At 53.9% G+C, this 21,493-nt stretch carries 27 protein-coding genes; 14 read left to right on the forward strand and 13 right to left on the reverse strand.

Going from position 1 to position 21,493, the window contains the following annotated elements; genetic code table 11:
• The first annotated feature begins 32 nt into the window (after positions 1-32).
• Positions 33-725: a hypothetical protein gene (locus tag AACZ64_RS06440; RefSeq protein ID WP_339639782.1), complete on the forward strand. Its 693-nt coding sequence runs from the start codon at positions 33-35 to the stop codon at positions 723-725.
• On the opposite strand, the gene slmA is transcribed toward AACZ64_RS06440, so the two are convergent.
• Genes slmA through coaBC form a run of 4 tightly spaced genes read right to left on the reverse strand, consistent with a single transcriptional unit; the run spans position 646 to position 5,831 of the window.
• The gene (gene slmA / locus AACZ64_RS06445) at positions 646-1,248 is read right to left on the reverse strand and encodes a nucleoid occlusion factor SlmA (protein WP_036858768.1); all 603 of its coding nucleotides are present in this window, start codon (positions 1,246-1,248) and stop codon (positions 646-648) included. The two genes, AACZ64_RS06440 and slmA, sit on opposite strands and share 80 nt — an antisense overlap.
• Positions 1,245-2,159, reverse strand: coding sequence for an acetylglutamate kinase (argB, locus tag AACZ64_RS06450; protein WP_036858767.1), 915 nt, complete (start codon positions 2,157-2,159; stop codon positions 1,245-1,247). Before argB ends, slmA begins: the two co-directional genes overlap by 4 nt.
• Before the next feature lie 24 nt (positions 2,160-2,183).
• On the reverse strand, positions 2,184-4,625 hold the full coding sequence (locus AACZ64_RS06455; protein WP_293614537.1) for a phosphomannomutase/phosphoglucomutase: 2,442 nt from the start codon (positions 4,623-4,625) through the stop codon (positions 2,184-2,186).
• Positions 4,626-4,631: 6 nt separating this feature from the next.
• Positions 4,632-5,831 (reverse strand): bifunctional phosphopantothenoylcysteine decarboxylase/phosphopantothenate--cysteine ligase CoaBC, encoded by a 1,200-nt coding sequence (gene coaBC, locus AACZ64_RS06460; RefSeq protein ID WP_339639783.1) that lies wholly within the window; start codon positions 5,829-5,831, stop codon positions 4,632-4,634.
• A 99-nt stretch (positions 5,832-5,930) separates the two neighbouring features.
• On the opposite strand from coaBC, the gene radC reads away from it, so the two are divergent.
• The 3 genes from radC (at position 5,931) to rpmG (ending at position 7,198) form a co-directional block, all read left to right on the forward strand.
• On the forward strand, positions 5,931-6,605 hold the full coding sequence (gene radC / locus AACZ64_RS06465; RefSeq protein ID WP_339639784.1) for a DNA repair protein RadC: 675 nt from the start codon (positions 5,931-5,933) through the stop codon (positions 6,603-6,605).
• A 177-nt stretch (positions 6,606-6,782) separates the two neighbouring features.
• Complete coding sequence (rpmB, locus tag AACZ64_RS06470; RefSeq protein ID WP_339639785.1) at positions 6,783-7,019, forward strand: 50S ribosomal protein L28; 237 nt, start codon at positions 6,783-6,785, stop codon at positions 7,017-7,019.
• Positions 7,020-7,030: 11 nt separating this feature from the next.
• The gene (gene rpmG / locus AACZ64_RS06475) at positions 7,031-7,198 is read left to right on the forward strand and encodes a 50S ribosomal protein L33 (RefSeq protein ID WP_036858763.1); all 168 of its coding nucleotides are present in this window, start codon (positions 7,031-7,033) and stop codon (positions 7,196-7,198) included.
• 87 nt (positions 7,199-7,285) lie between these two features.
• On the opposite strand, the gene AACZ64_RS06480 is transcribed toward rpmG, so the two are convergent.
• Positions 7,286-7,693 carry a biopolymer transporter ExbD gene (locus AACZ64_RS06480; RefSeq protein WP_339639786.1) on the reverse strand — a complete coding sequence of 136 codons (408 nt, stop codon included), beginning with the start codon at positions 7,691-7,693 and terminating at the stop codon, positions 7,286-7,288.
• A gap of 123 nt (positions 7,694-7,816) precedes the next feature.
• Between AACZ64_RS06480 and mutM the strand changes: the two genes are divergently transcribed.
• Positions 7,817-8,632 (forward strand): bifunctional DNA-formamidopyrimidine glycosylase/DNA-(apurinic or apyrimidinic site) lyase, encoded by an 816-nt coding sequence (mutM, locus tag AACZ64_RS06485; RefSeq protein WP_339639787.1) that lies wholly within the window; start codon positions 7,817-7,819, stop codon positions 8,630-8,632.
• On the opposite strand, the gene coaD is transcribed toward mutM, so the two are convergent.
• Together coaD and rsmD are read right to left on the reverse strand one after the other, a co-directional pair.
• Positions 8,633-9,115 (reverse strand): pantetheine-phosphate adenylyltransferase, encoded by a 483-nt coding sequence (gene coaD / locus AACZ64_RS06490; RefSeq protein ID WP_036858758.1) that lies wholly within the window; start codon positions 9,113-9,115, stop codon positions 8,633-8,635. It lies immediately after the preceding gene.
• Between the two features lie 55 nt (positions 9,116-9,170).
• Positions 9,171-9,770 (reverse strand): 16S rRNA (guanine(966)-N(2))-methyltransferase RsmD, encoded by a 600-nt coding sequence (gene rsmD / locus AACZ64_RS06495; RefSeq protein WP_339639788.1) that lies wholly within the window; start codon positions 9,768-9,770, stop codon positions 9,171-9,173.
• Positions 9,771-9,865: 95 nt separating this feature from the next.
• Between rsmD and ftsY the strand changes: the two genes are divergently transcribed.
• From ftsY to AACZ64_RS06540, 9 genes are all read left to right on the forward strand, one after another.
• The gene (gene ftsY, locus AACZ64_RS06500; protein WP_293614544.1) at positions 9,866-10,900 is read left to right on the forward strand and encodes a signal recognition particle-docking protein FtsY; all 1,035 of its coding nucleotides are present in this window, start codon (positions 9,866-9,868) and stop codon (positions 10,898-10,900) included.
• A 17-nt stretch (positions 10,901-10,917) separates the two neighbouring features.
• Positions 10,918-11,595 carry a cell division ATP-binding protein FtsE gene (gene ftsE / locus AACZ64_RS06505; protein WP_036861069.1) on the forward strand — a complete coding sequence of 226 codons (678 nt, stop codon included), beginning with the start codon at positions 10,918-10,920 and terminating at the stop codon, positions 11,593-11,595.
• On the forward strand, positions 11,585-12,634 hold the full coding sequence (gene ftsX, locus AACZ64_RS06510; RefSeq protein ID WP_339639789.1) for a permease-like cell division protein FtsX: 1,050 nt from the start codon (positions 11,585-11,587) through the stop codon (positions 12,632-12,634). The genes ftsE and ftsX overlap by 11 nt, the downstream gene beginning before the upstream one ends.
• A gap of 98 nt (positions 12,635-12,732) precedes the next feature.
• Positions 12,733-13,587 (forward strand): RNA polymerase sigma factor RpoH, encoded by an 855-nt coding sequence (gene rpoH, locus AACZ64_RS06515; RefSeq protein ID WP_339639790.1) that lies wholly within the window; start codon positions 12,733-12,735, stop codon positions 13,585-13,587.
• A 78-nt stretch (positions 13,588-13,665) separates the two neighbouring features.
• Positions 13,666-14,058, forward strand: coding sequence for a DUF423 domain-containing protein (locus AACZ64_RS06520; protein WP_339639791.1), 393 nt, complete (start codon positions 13,666-13,668; stop codon positions 14,056-14,058).
• 8 nt (positions 14,059-14,066) lie between these two features.
• Positions 14,067-14,753 carry a tRNA (guanosine(46)-N7)-methyltransferase TrmB gene (gene trmB / locus AACZ64_RS06525; protein ID WP_339639809.1) on the forward strand — a complete coding sequence of 229 codons (687 nt, stop codon included), beginning with the start codon at positions 14,067-14,069 and terminating at the stop codon, positions 14,751-14,753.
• 106 nt (positions 14,754-14,859) lie between these two features.
• Entirely contained in the window at positions 14,860-15,516 is a 657-nt protein-coding gene (elbB, locus tag AACZ64_RS06530; RefSeq protein WP_339639792.1) for an isoprenoid biosynthesis glyoxalase ElbB, read from the forward strand.
• Between the two features lie 3 nt (positions 15,517-15,519).
• Positions 15,520-16,044 carry a TIGR02444 family protein gene (locus AACZ64_RS06535; protein WP_293614547.1) on the forward strand — a complete coding sequence of 175 codons (525 nt, stop codon included), beginning with the start codon at positions 15,520-15,522 and terminating at the stop codon, positions 16,042-16,044.
• A 50-nt stretch (positions 16,045-16,094) separates the two neighbouring features.
• Positions 16,095-16,847 (forward strand): FKBP-type peptidyl-prolyl cis-trans isomerase, encoded by a 753-nt coding sequence (locus tag AACZ64_RS06540; RefSeq protein ID WP_293614548.1) that lies wholly within the window; start codon positions 16,095-16,097, stop codon positions 16,845-16,847.
• A 116-nt stretch (positions 16,848-16,963) separates the two neighbouring features.
• On the opposite strand, the gene rsd is transcribed toward AACZ64_RS06540, so the two are convergent.
• The 6 genes from rsd to gshA all read right to left on the reverse strand — a co-directional run bounded on the left by rsd (position 16,964) and on the right by gshA (position 21,272).
• Entirely contained in the window at positions 16,964-17,440 is a 477-nt protein-coding gene (rsd, locus tag AACZ64_RS06545) for a sigma D regulator (protein WP_293614549.1), read from the reverse strand.
• Positions 17,441-17,542: 102 nt separating this feature from the next.
• Complete coding sequence (locus AACZ64_RS06550) at positions 17,543-18,250, reverse strand: LrgB family protein (protein ID WP_293614550.1); 708 nt, start codon at positions 18,248-18,250, stop codon at positions 17,543-17,545.
• Positions 18,247-18,606: a CidA/LrgA family protein gene (locus AACZ64_RS06555; RefSeq protein WP_293614551.1), complete on the reverse strand. Its 360-nt coding sequence runs from the start codon at positions 18,604-18,606 to the stop codon at positions 18,247-18,249. The genes AACZ64_RS06550 and AACZ64_RS06555 overlap by 4 nt, the downstream gene beginning before the upstream one ends.
• Positions 18,603-19,082, reverse strand: coding sequence for a disulfide bond formation protein B (locus AACZ64_RS06560; RefSeq protein ID WP_293614552.1), 480 nt, complete (start codon positions 19,080-19,082; stop codon positions 18,603-18,605). The genes AACZ64_RS06555 and AACZ64_RS06560 overlap by 4 nt, the downstream gene beginning before the upstream one ends.
• A gap of 25 nt (positions 19,083-19,107) precedes the next feature.
• Complete coding sequence (locus AACZ64_RS06565; RefSeq protein WP_293614553.1) at positions 19,108-19,689, reverse strand: ACP phosphodiesterase; 582 nt, start codon at positions 19,687-19,689, stop codon at positions 19,108-19,110.
• Positions 19,686-21,272, reverse strand: coding sequence for a glutamate--cysteine ligase (gene gshA, locus AACZ64_RS06570; RefSeq protein WP_339639793.1), 1,587 nt, complete (start codon positions 21,270-21,272; stop codon positions 19,686-19,688). The genes AACZ64_RS06565 and gshA overlap by 4 nt, the downstream gene beginning before the upstream one ends.
• Positions 21,273-21,493 lie beyond the last annotated feature (221 nt).

The following is a 21,493-nucleotide window of genomic DNA, read 5'->3' on the forward strand; positions in this document are numbered from 1 at the left end:
AAAACTGTTTTCAGGCTCTGGCGGAACCTGTGATGCTGACAAACCGGACTGCCTCTATGGTCAATTTCAACAATAACAGCAAATCCACTTGGTGCCTGGTGTTGGCATTATGTTGTTCGGCGTCCATGTTAGCAGAGGCCAGTAATCTTTTCCGCTATCACAATAGCGAGGGCAATCTGGTGATTGACCACCAAGTGCCTCCGGAGTACGTCGCTAAAGGTTATGAGGTGCTCAGTAGCACAGGCAGGGTGGTAAAAACTGTCCCGCCACATCAGCCTGTGGAAGAAGAGGATGGGGCCGTATCAGGCAAGGCAAGCCGGGCGGATCAACTCAAAGAGGATCAATTTCTATTGCGCAGCTACAGTGATGTTGGCGAGGTTGAGGCTGCTGGTGAGCGGCGATTGGCCCAGCTTGCCAGAGAAATAGAGATTATCGAGTCCAACCGGGCCAAAAATGAAGAGCAGCTTGAAAAGGCCGAAACCAGGGCTGCCCGATATCAGCTGGCCGGTAAAAAATTACCCCAAGACCTATTGGCAAGAATGGATGAGATCACCAGATTAACCGGGGATACACAGCATATGTTGTTGCTGCGCAAGCGGGAATATGAGGTGGTGGCGGCGCGTTATAAGCGTTACAAAAACCGCTTCAGGACGTTGAATCCCGAAAAAAAACCGTCGCAGCCACCGACCACTGCTCCTGCCAGTTCGCCGTCGGCAACCGAGTGAACTCGCTGCGAACAAATTGACTGATCTTGCCTTCGGCCAGTGCCAATATCAGGTTGGCTGCAGCCGTCACTGTGATGGCCGGGCGCAGGTTTTCCGATACCTCTGCTTCGCGAAGAATCTGCTTTAGCTGAGTTTCCAGTCGATCAAATAATTGCTGTATCCGTTTGTGCAGTCGCTCTGTTTCGCCGGTCAGCGCGTCGCCTGTGAGTAACCGGGTGATTCCAGGATTGCGCTCGGCAAACGTGAGCAGAAGCGTCAGAATACGGTAGCAGCGACTGGCGGCATCGGGTTCTTCGACAATGATCGTCCGCATCCGGGTAAACAGCGTCTCCTCGATAAAATCGATCAGGCCCTCATACATCCGAGTCTTGCTTGGGAAGTGCCGGTAGAGCGCAGCCTCGGAGACACCGACCTCTGCGGCCAGTGCAGCAGTCGTGATGCGCCCACCGGGCGCGGCCTCCAGCATCCCTGCGAGGGCTTGCAGGATGTGCTGTTTTCTGGAAGTTTTTGCTGTTGTTGTCATCCGGCGCTCTCTGCTGCTTCATCGGAGATCAACGTGCCGACACCCAGATCGGTAAAGATTTCCAGCAGTGTGGCATGGTTGACCCGGCCGTCAATAATATGGGCTGTCCTGGCGCCGCCCTTGACCGCATCCAGCGCACAGCGGATTTTCGGCAGCATGCCGCCGTAGATCGTGCCATCTGCGATCAGTTCATCCACCTGACGGGTGGACAGGCCGGTCAAAACCTTACCGTTTTTATCCTGCAGGCCGGCGACGTTGGTGAGCAGAATCAATTTTTCTGCCTTGAGGACTTCGGCGATCTTGCCGGCTACCAGGTCGGCATTGATGTTGTAGGAGTTGCCTTCACTATCGACACCGATAGGTGCGATCACTGGAATAAAGTCACTGTTGGTCAGCATGTCGATTACGCCGGTATTCACCGATTCGACTTCCCCCACGTGGCCGATATCAATGATCTCCGGCGCTTCCATCTCGGGTGTGTGCCGGGTGACTTTGAGTTTGCGGGCCTTGATTAACTGGCCGTCCTTGCCGGTAATACCAACGGCCTTGCCGCCGGCGTGGTGAATGAGATTGACGATTTCCTTGTTGACACCACCGCCCAGCACCATTTCCACCACGTCCATGGTTTTGCTGTCGGTAACCCGCATGCCGTTGACAAAGTGGGATTCAATTTGCAGCCGCGCCAGCAGTTCGCCAATTTGTGGGCCGCCACCGTGGATCACTACCGGGTTCATGCCCACCAGCTTCATCATCACAATATCCCGGGCAAAGCTGGCTTTCAGCTTTTCGTCCACCATGGCATTGCCGCCAAATTTGACGACGATAGTCTTGCCGGTGAAGCGCTGGATGTAGGGCAGTGCCTCGGACAGAACCCTAGCCGTGTTGGAGGCGGCTTCTCGCGTTAGTGACATGTGTGTTCCTGACAGTGTGATAATTCAAAAGCTCAAGCGATCGTCTATGCTACGGAGTTGCTGACGGAAAAGCGATTTGATTTTTTCGAGTGACTCCTCGTTCTCCGCTTCAAACCGCAGGGTCAGTGCCGGGCCCGTATTAGAGGCGCGCACCAATCCCCATGCCTTTGGAAAATCGACCCGAATTCCGTCAATGGTTGACATCTTGCCTGCCTGAAAGGCCTCTTTTTCCCGCAGTTTTTCAATCAGCGTGAACTTCTCTCGTTCATCGACTTCTATCCGTATTTCGGGTGTTGAACAGCGTTCCTCAAAGCCGGCCATTATCTCATCCAGGCCCTGTTCACGAATGGTCATGATTTCAATCAGTCGCGCTGCCGCATAGATGCCATCATCAAACCCAAACCAGCGATCCTGGAAGAAAATATGGCCGCTGAATTCCCCACCAAGCGGCGCCTTGCTTTCAATGATTTTGTTATACATGTGGGAGTGGCCGGTTTTCCACATCACCGGGCGACCACCGTAGCTGCTGATCAGTGTGTTGAGGCGCCGGGTACTTTTGATATCAAATACGATGTCCGCTCCCGGATGTCGCGAAACGACGTCCCGGGCAAAAATCATCAACAACTCATCTGGCCAGATAATTTTGCCAGTGGCAGACACCGCCACAATTCGATCGCCATCACCGTCCAACGCAATCCCCAGGTCTGCCTGGTTGTCTTGCACATGGCAGATAAGATCTGTCAGATTTTCCGGTACCGTGGGATCCGGCGCATGATTGGGGAAGCTGCCGTCCACGTCGCAGTAGAGGGGGATGACATCGCAGCCGATGGCGTCCAGTACCCGTGATGCCAGTTCACCGGCTATGCCGTTGCCAGCATCCAGTACCACCTTGATGTGCTGGGCGGGAACCACGTCGCCGGAAATGGCCTCAATATAATCATCTGAAATATCCAGTTCCTGGCGCTCGCCATGGGGTTTGTCGGGGTAGTCCTCCTCCGCCATTTCAGTTTGCAGGGCCATAATTTCTGCACCGCAGAGTGCGTGGTGCTGAAAGAAAATTTTGAATCCGTTGTACTGTGCCGGGTTATGGCTGGCCGTCACCATCACGCCACACTCCGTCTGTTGCAGATGATTGGTCGCAAAATTAAGCAGGGGGGTGGGCACTGACCCCAAGTGGATGACGTGACAGCCTGTGCTGCGGATTCCCTCCTCAAGTGATTCGATCAATTCCGGGCTCGACAGTCGTCCATCATAGCCGGTGACCAGGGTGTGCTCATCCACCAGCATTGCCCGGCGAGCCAGTGCGCGGCCAAGCTTGAGGGCGAACGTCGGCGTTAGTTGTGAGCCCATCAGGCCCCGGATGTCATAATCGCGAAACACCACCGCCGGGATATCGGATATGTCGTCATTGCCATCTGTGTTGTCCGTGTCGCTATCGGTGTCGCTGTAGGTTGCCTGTTCCTGTGGCTCATCTGGTGCTGGGTCAGTGGAATTCGTCCCGTTTGTAGACTCGTCACCAGTCTCATCAATAGTCCCGTCGGCAGACGATGTCGGTTCGTTGGCAGGTGTCCTGGCAGGCACGGGCTTTCTCCGTCCCCGCCAATTTTGCCGATGGTCGCGATGAAGGGCGATACGAATAGCCAGGTAGGCCAGGAGCAGGGTGATACTCGCGACGGCACCTGCCAGCACCATAAATTCCGTGTAGGAAGGGGCTGCTCTTTTCAACAAGGTCGCGCTGCCAGTGAAGCGCAGTTTCCAGGTGCCGATGCGGGTGTCTTGCTTGACGGTATTCACGGCTCTGGACTTGTTGATCAATGTGAGAAAAGGAGTGGCTCCGGCTCCGGGGACATCCTGCAACAGTTCAGTCGTTCCCAGGGAAGGGTCGACTGTTCGGGCAAGGGCCTTGTTGAGAGGCTCCATTGACAGCATGGCCAGCAATGTGCCGAGGATTTTGCCCTCTGTATTTTTTACCGGGTAGGCAAACAGCAGCTCCCAGTCATCACTGACTTTCGCCGCGACGGGTTCTGGTAGTTCGCCTTCCAGCACCTGTCGGGATAATTGTTGCCCGATGAAATTATTCGATTCTGCGAGGCGGCTCTCCCCGGGGCGTAGCAGATAGCCATTATTCAGGTCTTCGACCAGACTCTTCATTCTCTGCTCCATGCGTGACAGCATGGCCTGGTCGGCGGTAGCCAATGCCTCAATGAACAGGTCATCCTGTGACAGGGCGAGTAATTGCTGCGCACGCTGATCAATATGGTGGTCGACCAATATACGTTGCTTGGTGGCATATTCAGTGGCAAGCGATGCGGCAAGGGAAGTTCTGGCATTGTCCATCATCTGGTGGTGTAGCAGATAGGTAATGATAGCGGCAGTGCAGAATAGCAGTGCCAGAAATTCGATCAAAACAGGGTGTTTGGCCAGTTTCAGGATTATTGCACCACGTCGGGGATTGGGATTTCTCATATCGCTTTATTCGGTCGGTAACATGTCTGCAATTCTGGCGATTAGCTGCCGCGCCAAAATGGACTTGTTAATTTTTGGAATGGCCTCGGCGCCCTGCATTTCCACGACCAGCACCGCGTTGTCATCACTGTTAAAACCAATGGTCCGGTCGGAGACATCATTGGCGATGATCAAGTCGAGTTTTTTTCGTTCCAGCTTGCTGCGGGCGAAATCTTCCACTTGGGTAGTTTCCGCGGCAAAGCCCACTGTAAAAGGGCGATTCTGCAGCGCGGCAACCGCACTCACAATATCCGGGTTTTTCACCAGTTCAATGGTCATCTGATCAGCGGCTTTTTTCATTTTCTGTTCGGCGACCCGGGCGGGCCGATAATCAGCCACTGCTGCTGAGGCGATAAATAGCTGACAGTTCACTGTTTCAGCCAGAGCTGCCTCGTACATCTCAAGCGCACTGGTAACGTGGATGGTTTTGACTCGATCGGGGGGAGTGAGATTAACCGGGCCGCTGATCAGAACAGTTTCTGCACCGGCCTCTGCAGCAGCTTCTGCCAGGGCATAACCCATCTTTCCGGAACTGTGGTTGCTGATGTAGCGCACCGGATCAATCGCTTCCCGCGTAGGACCCGCCGTGATGACGACTTTTCTTCCGGCCAATGCGCCGGTTTCAAACAGGTCGGCCGTGAGTTCAACAATATCCTGTGGCTCGGTCATTCTGCCTGGTCCGATGTCGCCGCAGGCCTGGCTGCCCTCTGCTGGGCCGAAGATGTGCACGCCGCGCCCGCGCAATCGCTCCAGGTTGTATTGGGTGCTGGGATGGCGCCACATGCCCTGGTTCATAGACGGCGCAATAGCCAGTGCTGATCGGCTGGCTAGGCAGATGGTGGAGAGCAGGTCGCTGCCTTCACCATTGGCCAGTTTGGCCATAAAATCCGCGGTGGCCGGTGCGACCAGGATGACATCGGCCCAGCGGGACAGCTCAATATGGCCCATGGCCGCCTCGCTTTCCGGGTCGAGCAGAGCCAGGTGGACACGGTGTCCGGAGAGGGCTTGTAGCGTGAGTGGTGTAATGAATTCGGTGGCCGCACGGGTCATTACTACCTGTATATCGGCACCGGCATCCTGCAGTCGACGAACAATTTCGGCACTTTTATAGGCGGCAATTCCACCGGTTATACCCAACAGTATGCGTTTGTTTGCCAGAGAGAGCATCGGGTAGATCCTGTATATGATACCGGGGAGGTTAAGATAACATTGCCGTGGAGGTTTGCGTAGTCAGGGGTTATATTATCGATCGCACAGGGAGGTGTTATGTCGATACGAGACTGGCCCGAGGGAGAGCGGCCTCGGGAAAAACTCATGGTAAAAGGTGCGGAGACGCTCTCCGATGCCGAATTGCTGGCAATTTTTCTGCGCACTGGCTGTGCCGGGCAATCGGCTGTGGATTTGGCGCGATCACTGCTGCATCAATTTGGCAATCTTGGCCAGTTGCTGGCCGCCGACAAGCCCACATTTTGTCGTGCCCGTGGTCTGGGTGAGGCTAAGTTTGTCCAGTTACAGGCGGTGATGGAGTTGGCGAGGCGTCACCTGGGGGAAAAACTGCAGCGGGATCAGGTGTTCAGCAATCCGGCCAGTGTGGGGGAATTCCTGCTGGCACAGCTGGGCCAGCGTCATCAGGAAGTGTTCGGGGTGCTGTTTCTCGATAACCAGCACCGTTTGATTGCCTGGGAAAAACTGTTTTTCGGAACCGTCAATAGCGCCAGCGTTCACCCCCGTGAAGTGGTCAAACGGGCATTGCATCACAATGCTGCGGCAGTGATTCTTTCGCACAACCACCCGTCTGGAGTGGCTGAGCCCAGTGACCCCGATCGATGTATTACCCGTCAATTGCAGGAAGCACTGCAACTGGTGGATGTAAGGGTGCTGGATCATGTGATTGTGGGAGGCGGCCACACCGTTTCTCTCGCCGAGAGGGGAATGATTTGATCCATAGCTCCGGCAATCAATTCTGTGAATGTATTTGATTTCAGGGGGACGTTCTGGTATAAAACGCGGCTCTTTTCGGGGTGTCTCCTTTCGGGGTGTCTCTCGGACAACAGGTTTAACGGCCAGGTTTCAAAAGCGGTCGCCCGATGGGGTGGCGCCAATAGCAGAGGCAAAGCAATGTCTAAAGTATGTCAGGTCACCGGCAAAAAACCGATGACAGGTAACAATGTATCCCACGCCAAAAACAGAACCCGTCGCCGGTTTGAACCCAACCTGCACAGTCACCGTTTTTGGATTGAGGCGGAGAAACGTTTTATCAAACTGCGTATTTCTTCAAAGGGCATGCGCATTATTGACAAGCTGGGTATCGACCAAGTGCTGGCGGATATCCGCAAGCGCGACGCTAAGGTTTAAGGAGACTAACCATGGCCAAGTCAAATCGCGACAAAATCAAACTGGTATCCAGTGCCGGCACTGGTCACTATTACACAACCACCAAGAACAAGCGTACCCAGCCGGAAAAGTTGGAGTTCAGTAAGTACGATCCGGTGGTTCGCAAACATGTCCCCTACAAGGAAGCGAAAATCAAGTAACTCGCCTCTCGGCAGTCACTGATTCCTGTTTCCATCGAACGAGCCCCGCAGCCACCGGGGCTTTTTTTGTGTCGAGCGTTTGTCTGGCTATTTTTTGGTGCCCAGGGCGATGTCGTATACCCCGGCCTCTCTGGCTTGATCGGAAATCAACACAAAGGTCTCCGTTTTGGCGAGAGGGTGCGCTTCAATAATGACTTTTGTCTGCGGATTCTCTGCATGGACTCTTTCGACGTTGGCGCGCACTGAGCGAACATCAATACGTCGTCCTTCCAGCCAGACAGTATTGTCCTCAGCGATACGAAAAATAATAGCAGCTGGCTGGCTGTCCGGTGGTGGCTCGTCGCTTATCGGGGGGCGGTTGATATCAATACCTGCTTCCCGGACAAACGAGGCAGTGACGACAAAAAAGATCAGCAGAATAAAGACGACATCCAGCATCGGTGTCATATCGATGTCCGTCTGTTCCTCGGCGACTTTGCGCCTGCCTATGGCCATGCTGGTTACCTGTTGGAATGTGGGTTGAACAGTGTCATGCCCCGGCTGGCTGATGCCCTTTGTCCGAAGCTGCTTTAAAGTATGCCAGAGATTTTAGCTGCGGGCTGTTTGCTGGAGTAAATTATGCCGGAATTGCCGGAAGTGGTGGTGACATTGCGAGGGGTTATACCGCATATCCTCGGCAGAGATGTTCGGGCGGTTGTGGTGCGGGAGTCCCGCCTGCGCTGGCCGGTATCACCGGGGCTGTCAGAACAGCTTTGCGGAATGCCATTGTTGGAAGGGCGACAGCGTGGCAAGTACCTGTTATTTCGTTTTCCGCAGGGCCATCTGATGATTCACCTGGGTATGTCGGGGAGTCTCAGAATCGTTACGGCTGGCACCCCTGCTGCAAAGCACGATCACGTGGATATCTGTTTTACAGACGATAGGGTGCTGCGTTATTCCGACCCGCGCCGCTTTGGCTCGATACTCTGGGTCGAGGGGCCTCCAGAGCAACATGCACGGCTCTGCCTGCTGGGCCCCGAGCCTTTCGCATCCGATTTTAATGGTGACTATCTCTATCGGTTGTCCAGAGGAAAGAGCGTGGCAGTTAAGGCTTTTCTGATGGATAACCGGGTAGTCGTGGGCGCGGGGAATATTTACGCCAATGAATCACTTTTCCTGAGTGGTATCAGGCCGACGCTGGCTGCCGGCAAGGTGTCCCGGCAGCGTCTGGAGTCCCTGGCTGAACAGGTCCGTCAGGTGCTCGGAAAGGCAATAGAGCAGGGGGGTACGACCTTGCGGGATTTTGTCGGTGGTGATGGCAAACCGGGCTACTTCAAGCAGCAATTGCTTGTCTATGGTCGTGGTGGATTGCCATGTCTGCGTTGTCAAACGGTATTGAAGGAAATCAGATTGGGGCAGCGCTCCACGGTCTATTGTCCGAGCTGTCAGCGGTGATCAGCTGCTGAAGAATTTTTGCACCAGCGCATCTCTCACCGAGGGGGGGACAAATTCGTTGATATCCCCACCCAGAGAGGATATTTCCTTTACCAGCGAAGAGGATATATAGGAAAGCTTCTCCGACGGCGTCAGAAAAATACTTTCGATATCCGGTGCCAGTGCGCGGTTCATGTTGGCGAGCTGAAATTCGTATTCAAAATCCGATACTGCGCGCAACCCCCGAAGAATGGCATCTGCACCACAATCATTGACAAAGTTAACCAGCAGGTAATCAAACCCTTTTACTTCCACATTGTCGAGATGGGACAGGGCCTGCCTTGCCAGATCAATACGTTCATTGAGGTCGAACATGGGGTGCTTTTTTGAGCTGGTGGCGATGGCGACAATCACATGGTGAAACAGGCTGCTGGCACGCTCCACCAGATCGATATGTCCGTTGGTGATGGGATCAAAGGTGCCTGGATAAACAATGGTTTTCACAGTGATGGTTTGCCTCGGAAAAGGGCCGCCATGGTAAACGTTTTGTCGGGGAGGCTCAACTGACCCGATACAATCGGTAGCCGACCTGTCCGGCGGTTTTTTCTCGCAGTAATTCCCACGTGGGGGAGGTTTCTGGGAGGGGGTGGTAGCGGTCGGCCTCCAGGTAGATCAGACTCCCGGATGCCAGAAGTCCCGGTTTCTGTAAGAGCTCGCAGCAGGGTTGCAGCAGGTCTGACGAAAAAGGTGGGTCAAGAAATACGATATCGAAGGGCTGGTCTGGTGAACTGTTCGCCAGCCAGATGAGTGTGTTTGTCTGAATGACTCTGGCGTCGTCAGCCTTGAGTCGGGCGCAGTTCTCACGCAGGTTCTCCGCTGCCTGAGGGTGTGTTTCAATCAGGGTGACCTCGGCTGCCCCCCGGGACAATGCCTCGATTCCCAGTGCCCCCGAACCGGCAAACAGGTCAAGGCACCTGGCGCCATCAATCCAAGGTGCGAGCCAGTTGAACAGGGTTTCCCGGATGCGGTCGCCGGTGGGTCGCAACCCTGCGACCTCGTTAAAGTGTAATTTGCGCCCGCGCCACTGCCCGCCGATAATACGGACTTGACCGCGAGCCACCTTCGCAGCATGTGTCGCTGTAGATGAGTGGTTTTTCAAACGTTATATACTCCCTAAAGTGGTAGCATACACCGCCCGATACCAACTGAGAAAACAGGATCACTGTGACCGACCCAAGCAAGCCGGAAAATGATATGCCTGCGAATGAAAAACGCTCTTTTTTGCAGCGTTTTCGTTCATCCAAAAAATCCGAGCAGACCCCTGCTCTGGTTGAGTCAGAGCCCTCAATGGCAGTGACTGCGGAAAATACGCAAAAAGCGACCCTGGGTGACCGGTTCCGTCGCGCCCTGTCGAAGACCGGCCGCACCTTTGGCAATCTGTTTCTCGGGGATCGAGAAATAGATGATGAGTTGCTGGAAGAGCTTGAAACACTGTTGTTGCAGGCTGATGTGGGTATTGAATCCACGGTGGAGATTATTCAGGACCTCGCCGGACGAGTAGAGCGCAGAGAACTGGCCCACAGTCGTGCCCTGTTTGCCGCACTGCAAGACGCCATGGCAGCAAAGCTGGAACCCTGTGAGCAGGCGCTCTCCATCACAGGGGAGCATCAGCCCTATGTGATTTTGGTCATCGGAGTCAATGGTGTGGGCAAGACCACGACCATTGGCAAACTGGCAAAACGATTTCAAAATCAGGGTAAATCCGTGATGTTGGCTGCCGGGGATACCTTTCGTGCTGCAGCGGTTGAACAATTGCAGGCCTGGGGTGACCGCAATAGCGTGCCGGTGGTTGCCCAGCATAGCGGAGCGGACAGCGCCTCGGTCATCTTTGATGCCATTCAGTCAGCCAAATCCCGGGGTACAAATGTATTGATTGCCGACACTGCGGGACGCCTGCACAACAAAAGTAATCTGATGGAAGAGCTAAAGAAGGTGAAACGGGTGATGGCCAAGCTCGATGACAGTGCTCCCCATGAGGTGCTGCTCGTACTCGATGCCGGGACAGGTCAGAATGCGCTCAACCAGATGCAACAATTTCAGGAGGCTGTAACGGTCACCGGTGTGGCGCTGACCAAACTGGATGGTACCGCCAAGGGCGGCATTATCTTCTCCCTCTGTAAACGTTTTGGCGTGCCCATTCGGTACGTGGGCCTGGGTGAGAGTATAGATGACCTTCAACCCTTTGTGGCTCAGGAATATGTGGCGGCATTGTTTGATCAGAACACTTGAGTGACAAACCAAATCCCATGATCTGCTTTGATAAGGTCAGCAAACGTTATGCGACGGGCCAAGAGGCTCTGAGCGGTTTGACGCTGAATCTGGATGCCGGTGAAATGGCTTTCCTTACCGGGCATTCCGGTGCCGGTAAGAGTACGGTATTAAAACTGGTTATGCTGATGGAGCGTCCCACGCAGGGACAATTGCTGATCAATGGCAAAAACCTCGGTCGGTTACACCGCAGCCAGATTCCGTACTATCGGCGCAATGTGGGTGTTGTGTTTCAGAATCATCAGCTGCTGTTTGATCGAACGGTGTTTGATAATGTGGCGCTGCCGTTGCTGGTTTCCGGTTATCAACCCCGTGAAGTGGGGCGCCGGGTGAGAGCCGCTCTGGATAAAGTGGGTCTGCTCGACAAGGAAAAACAAAATCCCATAACACTGTCCGGCGGCGAGCAGCAGCGCGTGGGTATTGCCCGGGCAGTGGTACACAAGCCCCGTATTCTGCTGGCAGATGAGCCCACCGGAAACCTCGATCCGGAACTGTCATCAGAAATCATGAATCTGTTCCGCGATTTTGGCGAGGTCGGTGTCACCGTCCTGATTGCTACCCATGATATTGATCTGATTTCCAGGATGGGATTGCGTGTCCTGCAGTTGCAGCAGGGCAGGTTGGCGAGTGATGAGAGGCCTGCACATGTCGGCTAACCGGTGGCAGAACCAGGATCGCAGGACGTCGGTGGAGCGCAAGGTTGGGGCGGGCAAAAAACCGCAGATAAAAGAACCGCGACGCGGAGCAAGTGGCGGGCAAGTCGGCTGGCCTGACAAGCTGAAAAGTTATTTGCAGCATCATCAGCAATTGCTCGTCAGCACCAGCAGGAAATTGCTGGCGGAGCCAGTCCAGACTCTGATGACATCACTGGTTGTAGCCATTGCGCTGGGATTACCGGCCTCGCTTTACCTCGGTATTGTCAATCTCGAGCAGCTTGGCAGTCGCGTGGAAACAACGGCTCAGTTGACGCTCTTTCTGAACAAATCTGCTTCAGATGAAACGATTGGGCAGTTGCGGCAGAGCCTGTCGGATGATGCCGATATTCGCTCAGTCCGTTACATCTCTCGAGAGCAGGCTCTGAAAGAGTTTCGCGAGCTGTCCGGTTTTGGCGATGTGCTGGAGATGCTGGAGGAGAATCCCCTGCCCGCTGTGTTGCTGGTGCAGCCGGATAACCGGTTCCAGGGGAATCTGGTGGCCAGCGAACTGCTGGTAGCAAGAATCATGGCCCTGCCGGGGGTGGATGAAGTGCGGCTGGATATGAAGTGGATGGAGCGCCTGCAGGCAATATTGTCTGTTGGGGAACGATTGGCGCTCGCTCTGGCACTGGCTCTGTCAATGGGTGTGCTGTTGATCGTGGGCAATACGATCCGTTTGGCGATCGAAAATCGTCGGGATGAAATTGTCGTGGTCAAGCTGGTGGGTGGAACGGACAACTATGTCCGCCGGCCTTTTCTTTACACCGGTGTATGGTATGGCCTCATTGGTGGTGTTCTGGCCTGGATGCTGGTGGCCTTGGCGCTATTTTCCCTTTCCGGGCTGGTGTCGAGGCTGGCTGCGCTCTATCAAAGTGTCTTTGAGTTGGAGGGGCTGGGTTTGGTTGGCCTGCTCTATCTCATGGCTGCGGGCGCTCTGCTGGGTCTTTTGGGGGCGTGGCTGGCGGTGGCCAGGCATCTGTCCAGTATTGAGCCGGACTAGACTTTTGTCAGATAAAACTGGCGAATGCAACTTTTTTATACTATGAAAATCCAATCACAAGTTGCTAAACTATTGCTCCCTGATTTTTAGAGGTTGATATGAAGAAAGCGTTACAGGCTTATGAATGGATGGCGCCGGGTGCCAATCTTGCTGCCTACATGCAGGGTGTTAACTCCATTGCCGTGTTGTCTGTGGAACAGGAGCGCTCCCTCGCCGAAGATCTCTATTATCGTGAAGACCTCGACGCTGCCCGTCGACTGGTGCTCTCGCATTTGCGTTTTGTTGTGCACATTGCCCGCTCCTACAATGGCTATGGCTTGCCCCTGGGGGATCTGATCCAGGAAGGCAATGTTGGCTTGATGAAAGCAGTAAAACGCTACAACCCCGAAAAAGGTGTACGGCTCGTATCCTTTGCTGTCCACTGGATCAAAGCCGAGATTCACGAATATGTACTGCGCAACTGGCGTATTGTCAAAGTGGCCACCACCAAGGCGCAACGCAAATTATTTTTTAACCTTCGCAGCGCCAAGCGCCGCTTGGCCTGGCTGACCAACAATGAAGCTGAGGCCATTGCCCAGGATCTGGGGGTGGACGTGAAGCAGGTGCTGGAAATGGAGCAGCGACTCTCGGCTCGCGATACCGCCTTCGATGTGCCGGAAGACAGCGATGAGGACAGCAGCTATCAGGCCCCGGCACTCTATCTTGAAGACCGCCGTGCAGATCCGGCCTGGCAGTTGGAGCAGTCCGACAGTGAGGAAGATAACCACGGGCGGATGGTCAAGGCGCTCGCCGAGCTTGATGACCGCAGCCGCGATATTATCAACAGCCGGTGGCTGATGGATGATAAAGCCACACTGCACGACCTGGCGGACAAATACGGCATCTCTGCCGAGCGGGTACGCCAGTTGGAGCAAAATGCCATGAAAAAAGTACGGGCGACCATGGAAGCCTGATGGCGACATCTTTGTATACTTGAAAAGCCGCGATTCCCGCGGCTTTTTTTATTGAAAAGTGCTTTTCTGGAGAGATGAATGAAGCTATTAGCTGTCTGTGCGGCAATCTCGGGGTTTCTCGCCGTAGCGTTGGGTGCTTTCGGGGCCCACGGATTGCGTGGCTCGGTGAGCCCCGAGATGCTGGCTGTCTGGCAAACAGCGGTGTTATATCAGATGTTCCACGCCCTGGCGTTACTGGCTCTTGTCGTCGCAGCCATGCGTCAGCCATTGCGATTACTGGATGTGGCCGGTTGGTTGATGGTGGCGGGAACTCTGTTGTTCTCGGGTAGCCTCTATGCCCTGGTGATCACCGGATTTTCGGCCCTCGGCGTGGTGACTCCGTTTGGCGGACTGTTGTTTATGGCAAGTTGGGTGGTGCTGTCTTTTGCGCTGGTTCGACTCGTTGCAATGGCGAGAGACAGCGGAGCATAGGATTGGAGATCAGGCCGGAGTTTAAAAAGAAGTCTATTCGAAGTTATGTGGTGCGGGCGGGTCGGATGACGGAGGGTCAGCGCGCTGCTTTCGAAAAATACTGGCCCGTTTACGGGCTGAGTTTGTACCAGGGTCAACTGGATGCAGATACCACGTTTGGGCGCAAGGCCCCGCGGGTACTGGAAATTGGTTTTGGTATGGGCGATTCGTTATTGACCATGCTGCAGGCGGAACCGGATAAGGATTTTATTGGTATTGAAGTACATCCACCGGGGGTGGGGCGCCTGATCAATAATACCGCCAAACTGGCTTTGCCAAACCTGCGTGTTTATCTGGCCGATGCGAACGATGTTCTGACCGATTGTATCGCTGACCACAGCATTGATCGCATACAGATTTACTTTCCGGATCCCTGGCACAAGAAAAAACACAATAAGCGACGGTTAATCCAGACGGCATTTGTCGAGCAACTACGGGATAAGCTGAAGGTCGGGGGCATGCTGCATTTTGCAACGGATTGGCAGCCCTACGCAGAGCATATGCTGGAGATAATGGAGTCGGTCAGTGGCCTTGAAAATGTGGTCGGGGCTGGTCATTACGCGCCGCGTCTGGACTACCGCCCCACCACCAAGTTTGAGCAGCGTGGTGAACGCCTGGGTCACGGTGTTTGGGATTTACTGTTCCAGTCAGTCTGAAGACTGGGAGGCGAAGGTAGGAATCCAGAAGATCGCTGCCTATACTCCTGGTTGATACAGAGATACATCCATGCATTTAGTTGTAGAAATTAGAAGGAGGTAAGTGATGAGCAAGCGAGTGGCAGTAGTCCTGTCCGGCTGTGGCGTTTATGACGGCTCAGAAATTTACGAAAGCGTGATTACCCTGCTTAGCCTTGATCAGGCTGGTGCGGAGGTTCAGTGTTTTGCACCTGATATTGAGCAATTGCATGTGATCAATCACGTGACGGGTGAAGTCGCTGAAGGTGAAACCCGCAATGTGCTGGTGGAAGCGGCAAGACTGGCTCGAGGTGACATCAAAAAGTTGGCGGAAGCCAATGCCGATGATTTTGATGCGGTCATTTTGCCCGGTGGCTTTGGCGCTGCCAAAAACCTGTCCGATTTCGCTGTCCAGGGTGCGCAGTTGAGTGTCCGAGAGGATCTCAGTAACTTTATTCGTGCCATGCACAAGAGCGGTAAACCGGTTGGATTGATGTGCATCGCACCGGTGATGTCAGGTGTGCTGTTTGGTGCTGGAGTAAAGTGCACCGTGGGTGACAACCCTGAAATTGCGGCGGCGATCGAATCAACCGGTGCCGAGCATCGGACCTGTGGTGTCGGCGATATCTGTATTGATGAGAAGAACAAGCTGGTTACCACGCCCGCCTATCTGCTGGCCCGCCGCATCAGTGAAGCGGCCACGGGCATCAATAAACTGGTGGACGCAGTACTGGCAATGGCTTGAGCTTTGAGCCAGTTAGCGGACAACCCTTTCTGGGACTATTCGCTGGTTCACTACGGTCGCTCCGAAGTGGCCCGGGCGTGTCTCGAGCTACAGGAAGGCGTTGGTGCCAATGTTAATCTGGTCCTGTTTTGTTGCTGGCTCGGCAGTTTCGGACAGGTATTAACTGTCCAGGATCTGGATGAAGCGGAAGAGGTCATTCGAGACTGGAATGAACAGGTTGTCGAGCCGTTGCGTGGCGTTCGGCGTTTTGTCCGGTCAGAATTCGCGGGCTTCGCCGATCAGGAATGGCCGCAGGAAGTTAAGCAACTTGAACTCAGGGCCGAGCGAGTTGTCCAGAATAGGCTGTGTAACTGGTGGCAGACAAAATACGGCAGCTCAAGGGACACGGGCAGTACCAATAGAAGCGAGCCAGGCGGCGAACAACAGCTGCAAAATCTGAATCTTTACTTGAGCCGTACAAGCGATATTACAATAAATTACGGAAGCCCACTGGTTTGGCCGGTGGCTTCTGCAAAGCCCAAAAACTGAATTTACGTTAACATAACACTTAAATTGATTTTCCATACAAGGTACTGATTATGAAAATGAAATATCTACTGCTGGCTTCGACGGCCATTTTTGCCCTTGGCGCCTGCAGTGAAAAGCCCCAGACACAGCAAACAAACGATCAAGATCAGGAGCCTGTTCTGGAAACGCAATTACAGAAGTACAGTTATGTCATTGGTGTGGATATGGGTGGCCAATTGGCGATGGGTGGTATTGAGCTGGATCGCGAAACCTTTGCCGCGGGTCTCGCTGACGCACTCGATAATCGTCCTCCGCGTATTGATAACGAAGAGCTGGCCGAAGTGATTGAAACCTTCCATGCGGAGCAGCAGGCCAAGCAACAGTCATTAAATGGTGAAAAGCAGGCGGAGATGGCAAAAGCTGGAGAGAAAAATGCCGCTGAGGGAAAAGCCTTTCTTGCTGCCAACGCCAATAAAGACGGTGTGATTACCACTGAAACCGGGTTGCAATACAAGGTCATTACGGCCGGTACAGGCGCATCGCCCGATGCCAACGATCAGGTTTCTGTTGAGTATCGGGGGACCCTGGTTGACGGTACTGAGTTTGATGCCTCAGAGAAACACGGTGGTGCGATAGAGCTGAATGTCGGACAGGTAATTCCGGGCTGGACGGAAGCACTGCAGAAAATGCAGGAAGGGGGCAAGTGGGAGCTTTACATTCCCTCCGATCTTGCCTACGGCCCAAATGGCACAGCCGGGCTGATCGGTCCCAATGCGACACTGATTTTTGAAGTGGAGCTGGTAGAGATATTGGGCTCTGATTAATTGCTGCCCAGCACAGCATTATCCAGTAAATCAAAAAAGGCCCATGAGGGCCTTTTTTATTGGTAGTCAATTCAGTAATGATGCCCAAAAATTTCGGATGCGATTGGTTGAGTGGTCTAGTTGATCTTTGGGGATTGATCCTGGTGTGCAGAGTGCAGGACTTCAATCATGAAATCCTCAGCCTCAAGGCGCGATTCAATGGCTTCTCCCAGAGTAGAAAGATCGGCTGCCAGAGAAGTGAGATCGTCGGTCTCCAGATATTTGTCATTGAAGTCGAGGATCAGCTCTGTTGTTGCATCAATTGTTTCCAGCAGTCCGTTGGCGGCCTCCAGTGCATCTTTGTCCTGATAGCTGTTACCTTCACGGATCAACTGATCGTAGATTTCAAAGTGGCCTGCGGAGGTGTAGTCCACAAGAATTTCAAAAAAGGTTTTGACCTTCTTGCCCTGTGAGGGGTCCTCATTGCTGAAATGGCGAATTTCACCCAGCGCACAAAAGCGAACCAGCATTTCCTGCCGTTCCTCCAGCCAATGATCTATCAGTTGGCTGACACCTCCCCAGCGCTCCTGGGCCGACTTGCAATTTTCTAGCATAAACGATGCTGCTTGTGATTGTTGGAATGCACCAAGCATAGGGAAACAGTGTGTGCGTGGCAAGCACACATTAGGCGCGCACGGCCACACTGGCTGTCAGGGCTAATCGAGGAAGAAAATGACCAGCCACGGCAGGCTGAAAGCTGTCAGCGCGCCGGTCATACCCAGTCCCAGGCTGGCGAAAGCGCCGCAACGGGCGCTGATTTCAAAAGCCCGGGTTGTCCCGACCCCGTGCGCGCAAATGCCTGTGACAAAGCCAATGATACGGTCGTCCGTGATACCCAGCCAACGAAAAATCAGGGGGCCCAGCACCGCTCCAACAACACCGGTAAACACAACCGCACCGGCAGTCAATGCCGGCAGACCGCCAATCTTTTCCGACAGGCCAAGGGCGATAGGGGTGGTGACTGATTTGGGTGCCAATGAAATCAGTGTCTCTATGGAGCCACCCAGTAACCAGGCGATTACCAGGGCACTTGCTACGGCAAAACTGGCACCAAATATCAGCGTAATGATTAGCGGTCTGAATAGCCGGCTAATATGATGAAATTGCTGGTGAAGCGGGATTGCCAACGCAACGGTCGTGGTGCCCAGCAAAAAAAAGAACAGTTGATTGGCCTCCCGGTATTGGTCGTAATCAATATGGGTGGCGACTAGGATGACGCTGACTATTAACGGGCCTGTGACCAGCGGATGCATGAGCGCCTGTAGGGTGGGCCTACCCCGATTGAGCCGATACAGCCAGAGAGCGGCGGCGAAAGCAGCAAAGGTCAGCACCAACAGCAGGGTAGTGGCCAGCCACGCTGTCATGGACGCTCGCCTTCAGCGGACATCAGTTTTTGCATCAACAGAGCAGCCAATAGCAGTGTTAGCAGGGTTGCCAGAACAATGGCCCCGGCGATGGGAAGCCATTGGTTCCGGGAGATGTCAGGCAGAAAAAACAGGCCGGTGCAGGCGGGCAGGAACATCAGAGACAGCCAGCGGATAAGCGAGTGGCCCGTTCGCCCCAGCCAGGCCGGTGTTTCCGTGTGGCTGAACTGCAGTGCCAGAAATAACAGGACCATGCCGATTACCGGGCCGGGTACCGGTATCCCTGTGATGTGGCTGATTCCCTCACCAATGCCCTGAAACAGGATCAGTACGGCGAGTCCGCGCAGCAAATTCACTGCCGGCGAACCATTTGCCACAGGCCCAGCGCAGCCAGCAGGATAAAACAAACCAGAGTCCAACCGGGAATGCTGAGACCGAGAAACAGCCATTGCACCTCGGCACAGTTGCCGTCACCGCGCAGCAGCATGCCCAACGCATCGCTGAATTTGAAAACGTCAAACAGGTATTCCACCGGTGGTCCGCAGGCGGGAACCCGCTCCTCTGGCAAATGTTGCATCCAGAGCTGTTTGCCGGAGAAAAAACCACCTGCCAGTGCACTGAGGGCGGTGATAGCACCGTAAAAGCGTGTGTGCCGGTGGTGAAGAAATGCCAGCAGGGCGATAAGCCCGGTGGCTATGACGAAAACCCGCTGGGTGACGCAAAGGTAACAGGGAACCAGTCCCATTATGTGTTGCATGTAGAGGGCAATCAGGATCAACAGCGTGCAGCCGAGAAAGATCACCAGATTGGTCTGTCTTGCTGTCGGTATCATTGGATTATTCCCTTCAGGAGGCCATTCATTTTAGACGTTGGCTTTCAGTAAACTCAATCAACAGAGGAAAAATCTGGTGAAACTCATTGGACAACAACCGATAGTCCCGCTGCAGTTCCGGGAAAGCCTGGTGGAGGGGTATTGGGGTTTTAAAACGTTGACCGATGCGTTCCAGCATATATTCCAGATTTTGAAACTGTGCGTAGTTTTCAAGCCAGTTCACCCGGGGTGCCACTTCACTGAAATGTTTGGCCCTGTCCGGTAAAATCTCTGCATAATCCGATAGATTGCGGTAGAAATCCTGGCAGAAATCTGTGAGTGGACGATGGTGGTACCTCGACCAGTTATCGGCCAGAAAGTGGTCGTAGCAGAGGTCGAGCAGTATCCCGCCAAAGCGCCGGTAGGGTGGCTCGAAGCGAGTGATGGCAGTCCGGACGGCCGGAAGATTGTCGGTAAAAACGTCTATTTTTCGATGCAGTAAAATCCCCGCCTCGATCGCTGGCGGGTAGTCTCCCCGGAGGGGACCCTTGACGAAATCACCCAGCAACCCACCGATCATCCGCTCCGGGCAATGACCTGACAGGTAGAGGTGGGCGAGGTAGTTCACAGCTGAAAATCATACTGCCGGTAATAATCGGCAAGAAACTGGTCAAAACTCCGGTCATCGCGCTGCTCAATCTCTTGTTGTTGTCGCAGCGACTCGCGGGCCAGCTGTTGATAGTGTGTCTCAGTTTCCCGATCCAGTGGTGTGTCCAGGAAGTATTCGCGGTGCTGGGTGGCGTATTTCATGGCGACGCGAAAGAATGTCTGGTTGGTTTCTGCCATTTCCTCCAGCATCCGGGCGGAGGGGGTCAGCGAAGGGTCTTTTAACCGATGGCGTAGTGACAGCAACGTTTTTTGGTAACGGTCATCGCCATGGTGATCATCCATCATGCTAGCCACTGGTGCCATATCGGCAAATATTGCTTCGGCCCACTCGAGAAGTGATCGCTCACCCCCTCCATCCCGCAGGGTAAGCAGCGGATTCCGTCCCCGATAAACTGTGCGTCGCTGATTATCCAGGATATTTCGATATTCCTGGTCATCGGTGTCCGGGCTACTGGCCAACAGGCAAGTGAGCAGAAAAATGTCGAGAAAATCTATCTGTTCACGATCAATACCCAGTGGCTGGTAAGGATTAAGGTCAATACAGCGCACCTCGATATATTCAACACCGCGCTCCCACAGTGCCCTCAATGGAGTCTCTTCGGTGTTGGTTGTCCGCTTTGGCCGGATGGTGCTGTAAAATTCATTTTCAATCTGTAGTAAATGGGTGCTTAGTTGATGGTACTCGCCATGGTGGTCTTTGAGTCCTACTGATTCGTAAGCCGGATAGGGTTTGACCAGCGCACCGCGGAGGGTGGTCACGTAGCTGTGCAGATCGTTATAACAGACAATCAGTTGCTCCTGGGCCGTGCTTTGATAACCCAGGTCGCCCATTCTCAGTGATGTAGCGTCGGGCGCGTAGAGGCTGTGATCGTCTTTGCCGAAGGGTATCAGACGATGCTCACGGCCTCTGACAAAGCTGCGGCAAACCCCGGGCGAGGCACCGAACAAATAGAGTAATAACCAGAAGTAGCGGCGGAAATTGCGAATCAGGGCAAAGTAGTTTTCAGTTTTAAAATTCTGTAGCGACTGGCCGGGATTCTCTGCCTTGCGCAACATCTCCCAGAGTGAATCCGGGGCTGAAAAATTGTAGTGGATACCGGCAATTGTCTGCATCAGTCGGCCATAGCGGTGGCCCAGGCCAACCCGGTAAACACTTTTCATCTTGCCGATATTGGAGGTGCCGTAATAGCCCACCGGAATATCACTGTCGCCACTGAGCTGGCAGGGCATACTGTTGGCCCAGAGCAATTCATCGCCAATCCTGTGGTAAGTGAAGCGGTGAATATCCTCCAGAGTTTGCAATACCAGATCGGCATCCCTGAAAGGTGGCGTAATGAATTCCAGTAACGCCTCCGAGTAATCTGTGGTGATTTTCGGGTGGGTCAACGCAGACCCCAATGCCAATGGGTGGGGGGTCTGTGCCAGTTTGCCGGCTGGTGTCACCCGCAGGCTCTCTTTCTCTATACCTCTGACCATCCCGGTCAGGAGCTGATCCCCGGTCGCGTCAGTCAGTAGGGCCAAACGGTTTTTTAGTAGCGGCAAGTTAAATTCCTTATCAGGCAAAAATCGTGTTCTTGTCTCCCCGGGCAAGTAGCACCCTGCAGAGCAAAGGGTTGAACGTGGATGATTTCCGGCCAGCTAAGTGTAACTGAATTGCAGCCCTTGCAAGAGCCCGTGGGCTGTCACAAAACCCCTAAAAAAGTGCCATAAGGCTGTCATGCCACAGTCACACCATGAATCCACCAAATGACAGAATGAGTGTG

It is taken from the genome of uncultured Porticoccus sp., assembly GCF_963975625.1.
Classification (GTDB): Bacteria; Pseudomonadota; Gammaproteobacteria; order Pseudomonadales; family Porticoccaceae; genus Porticoccus.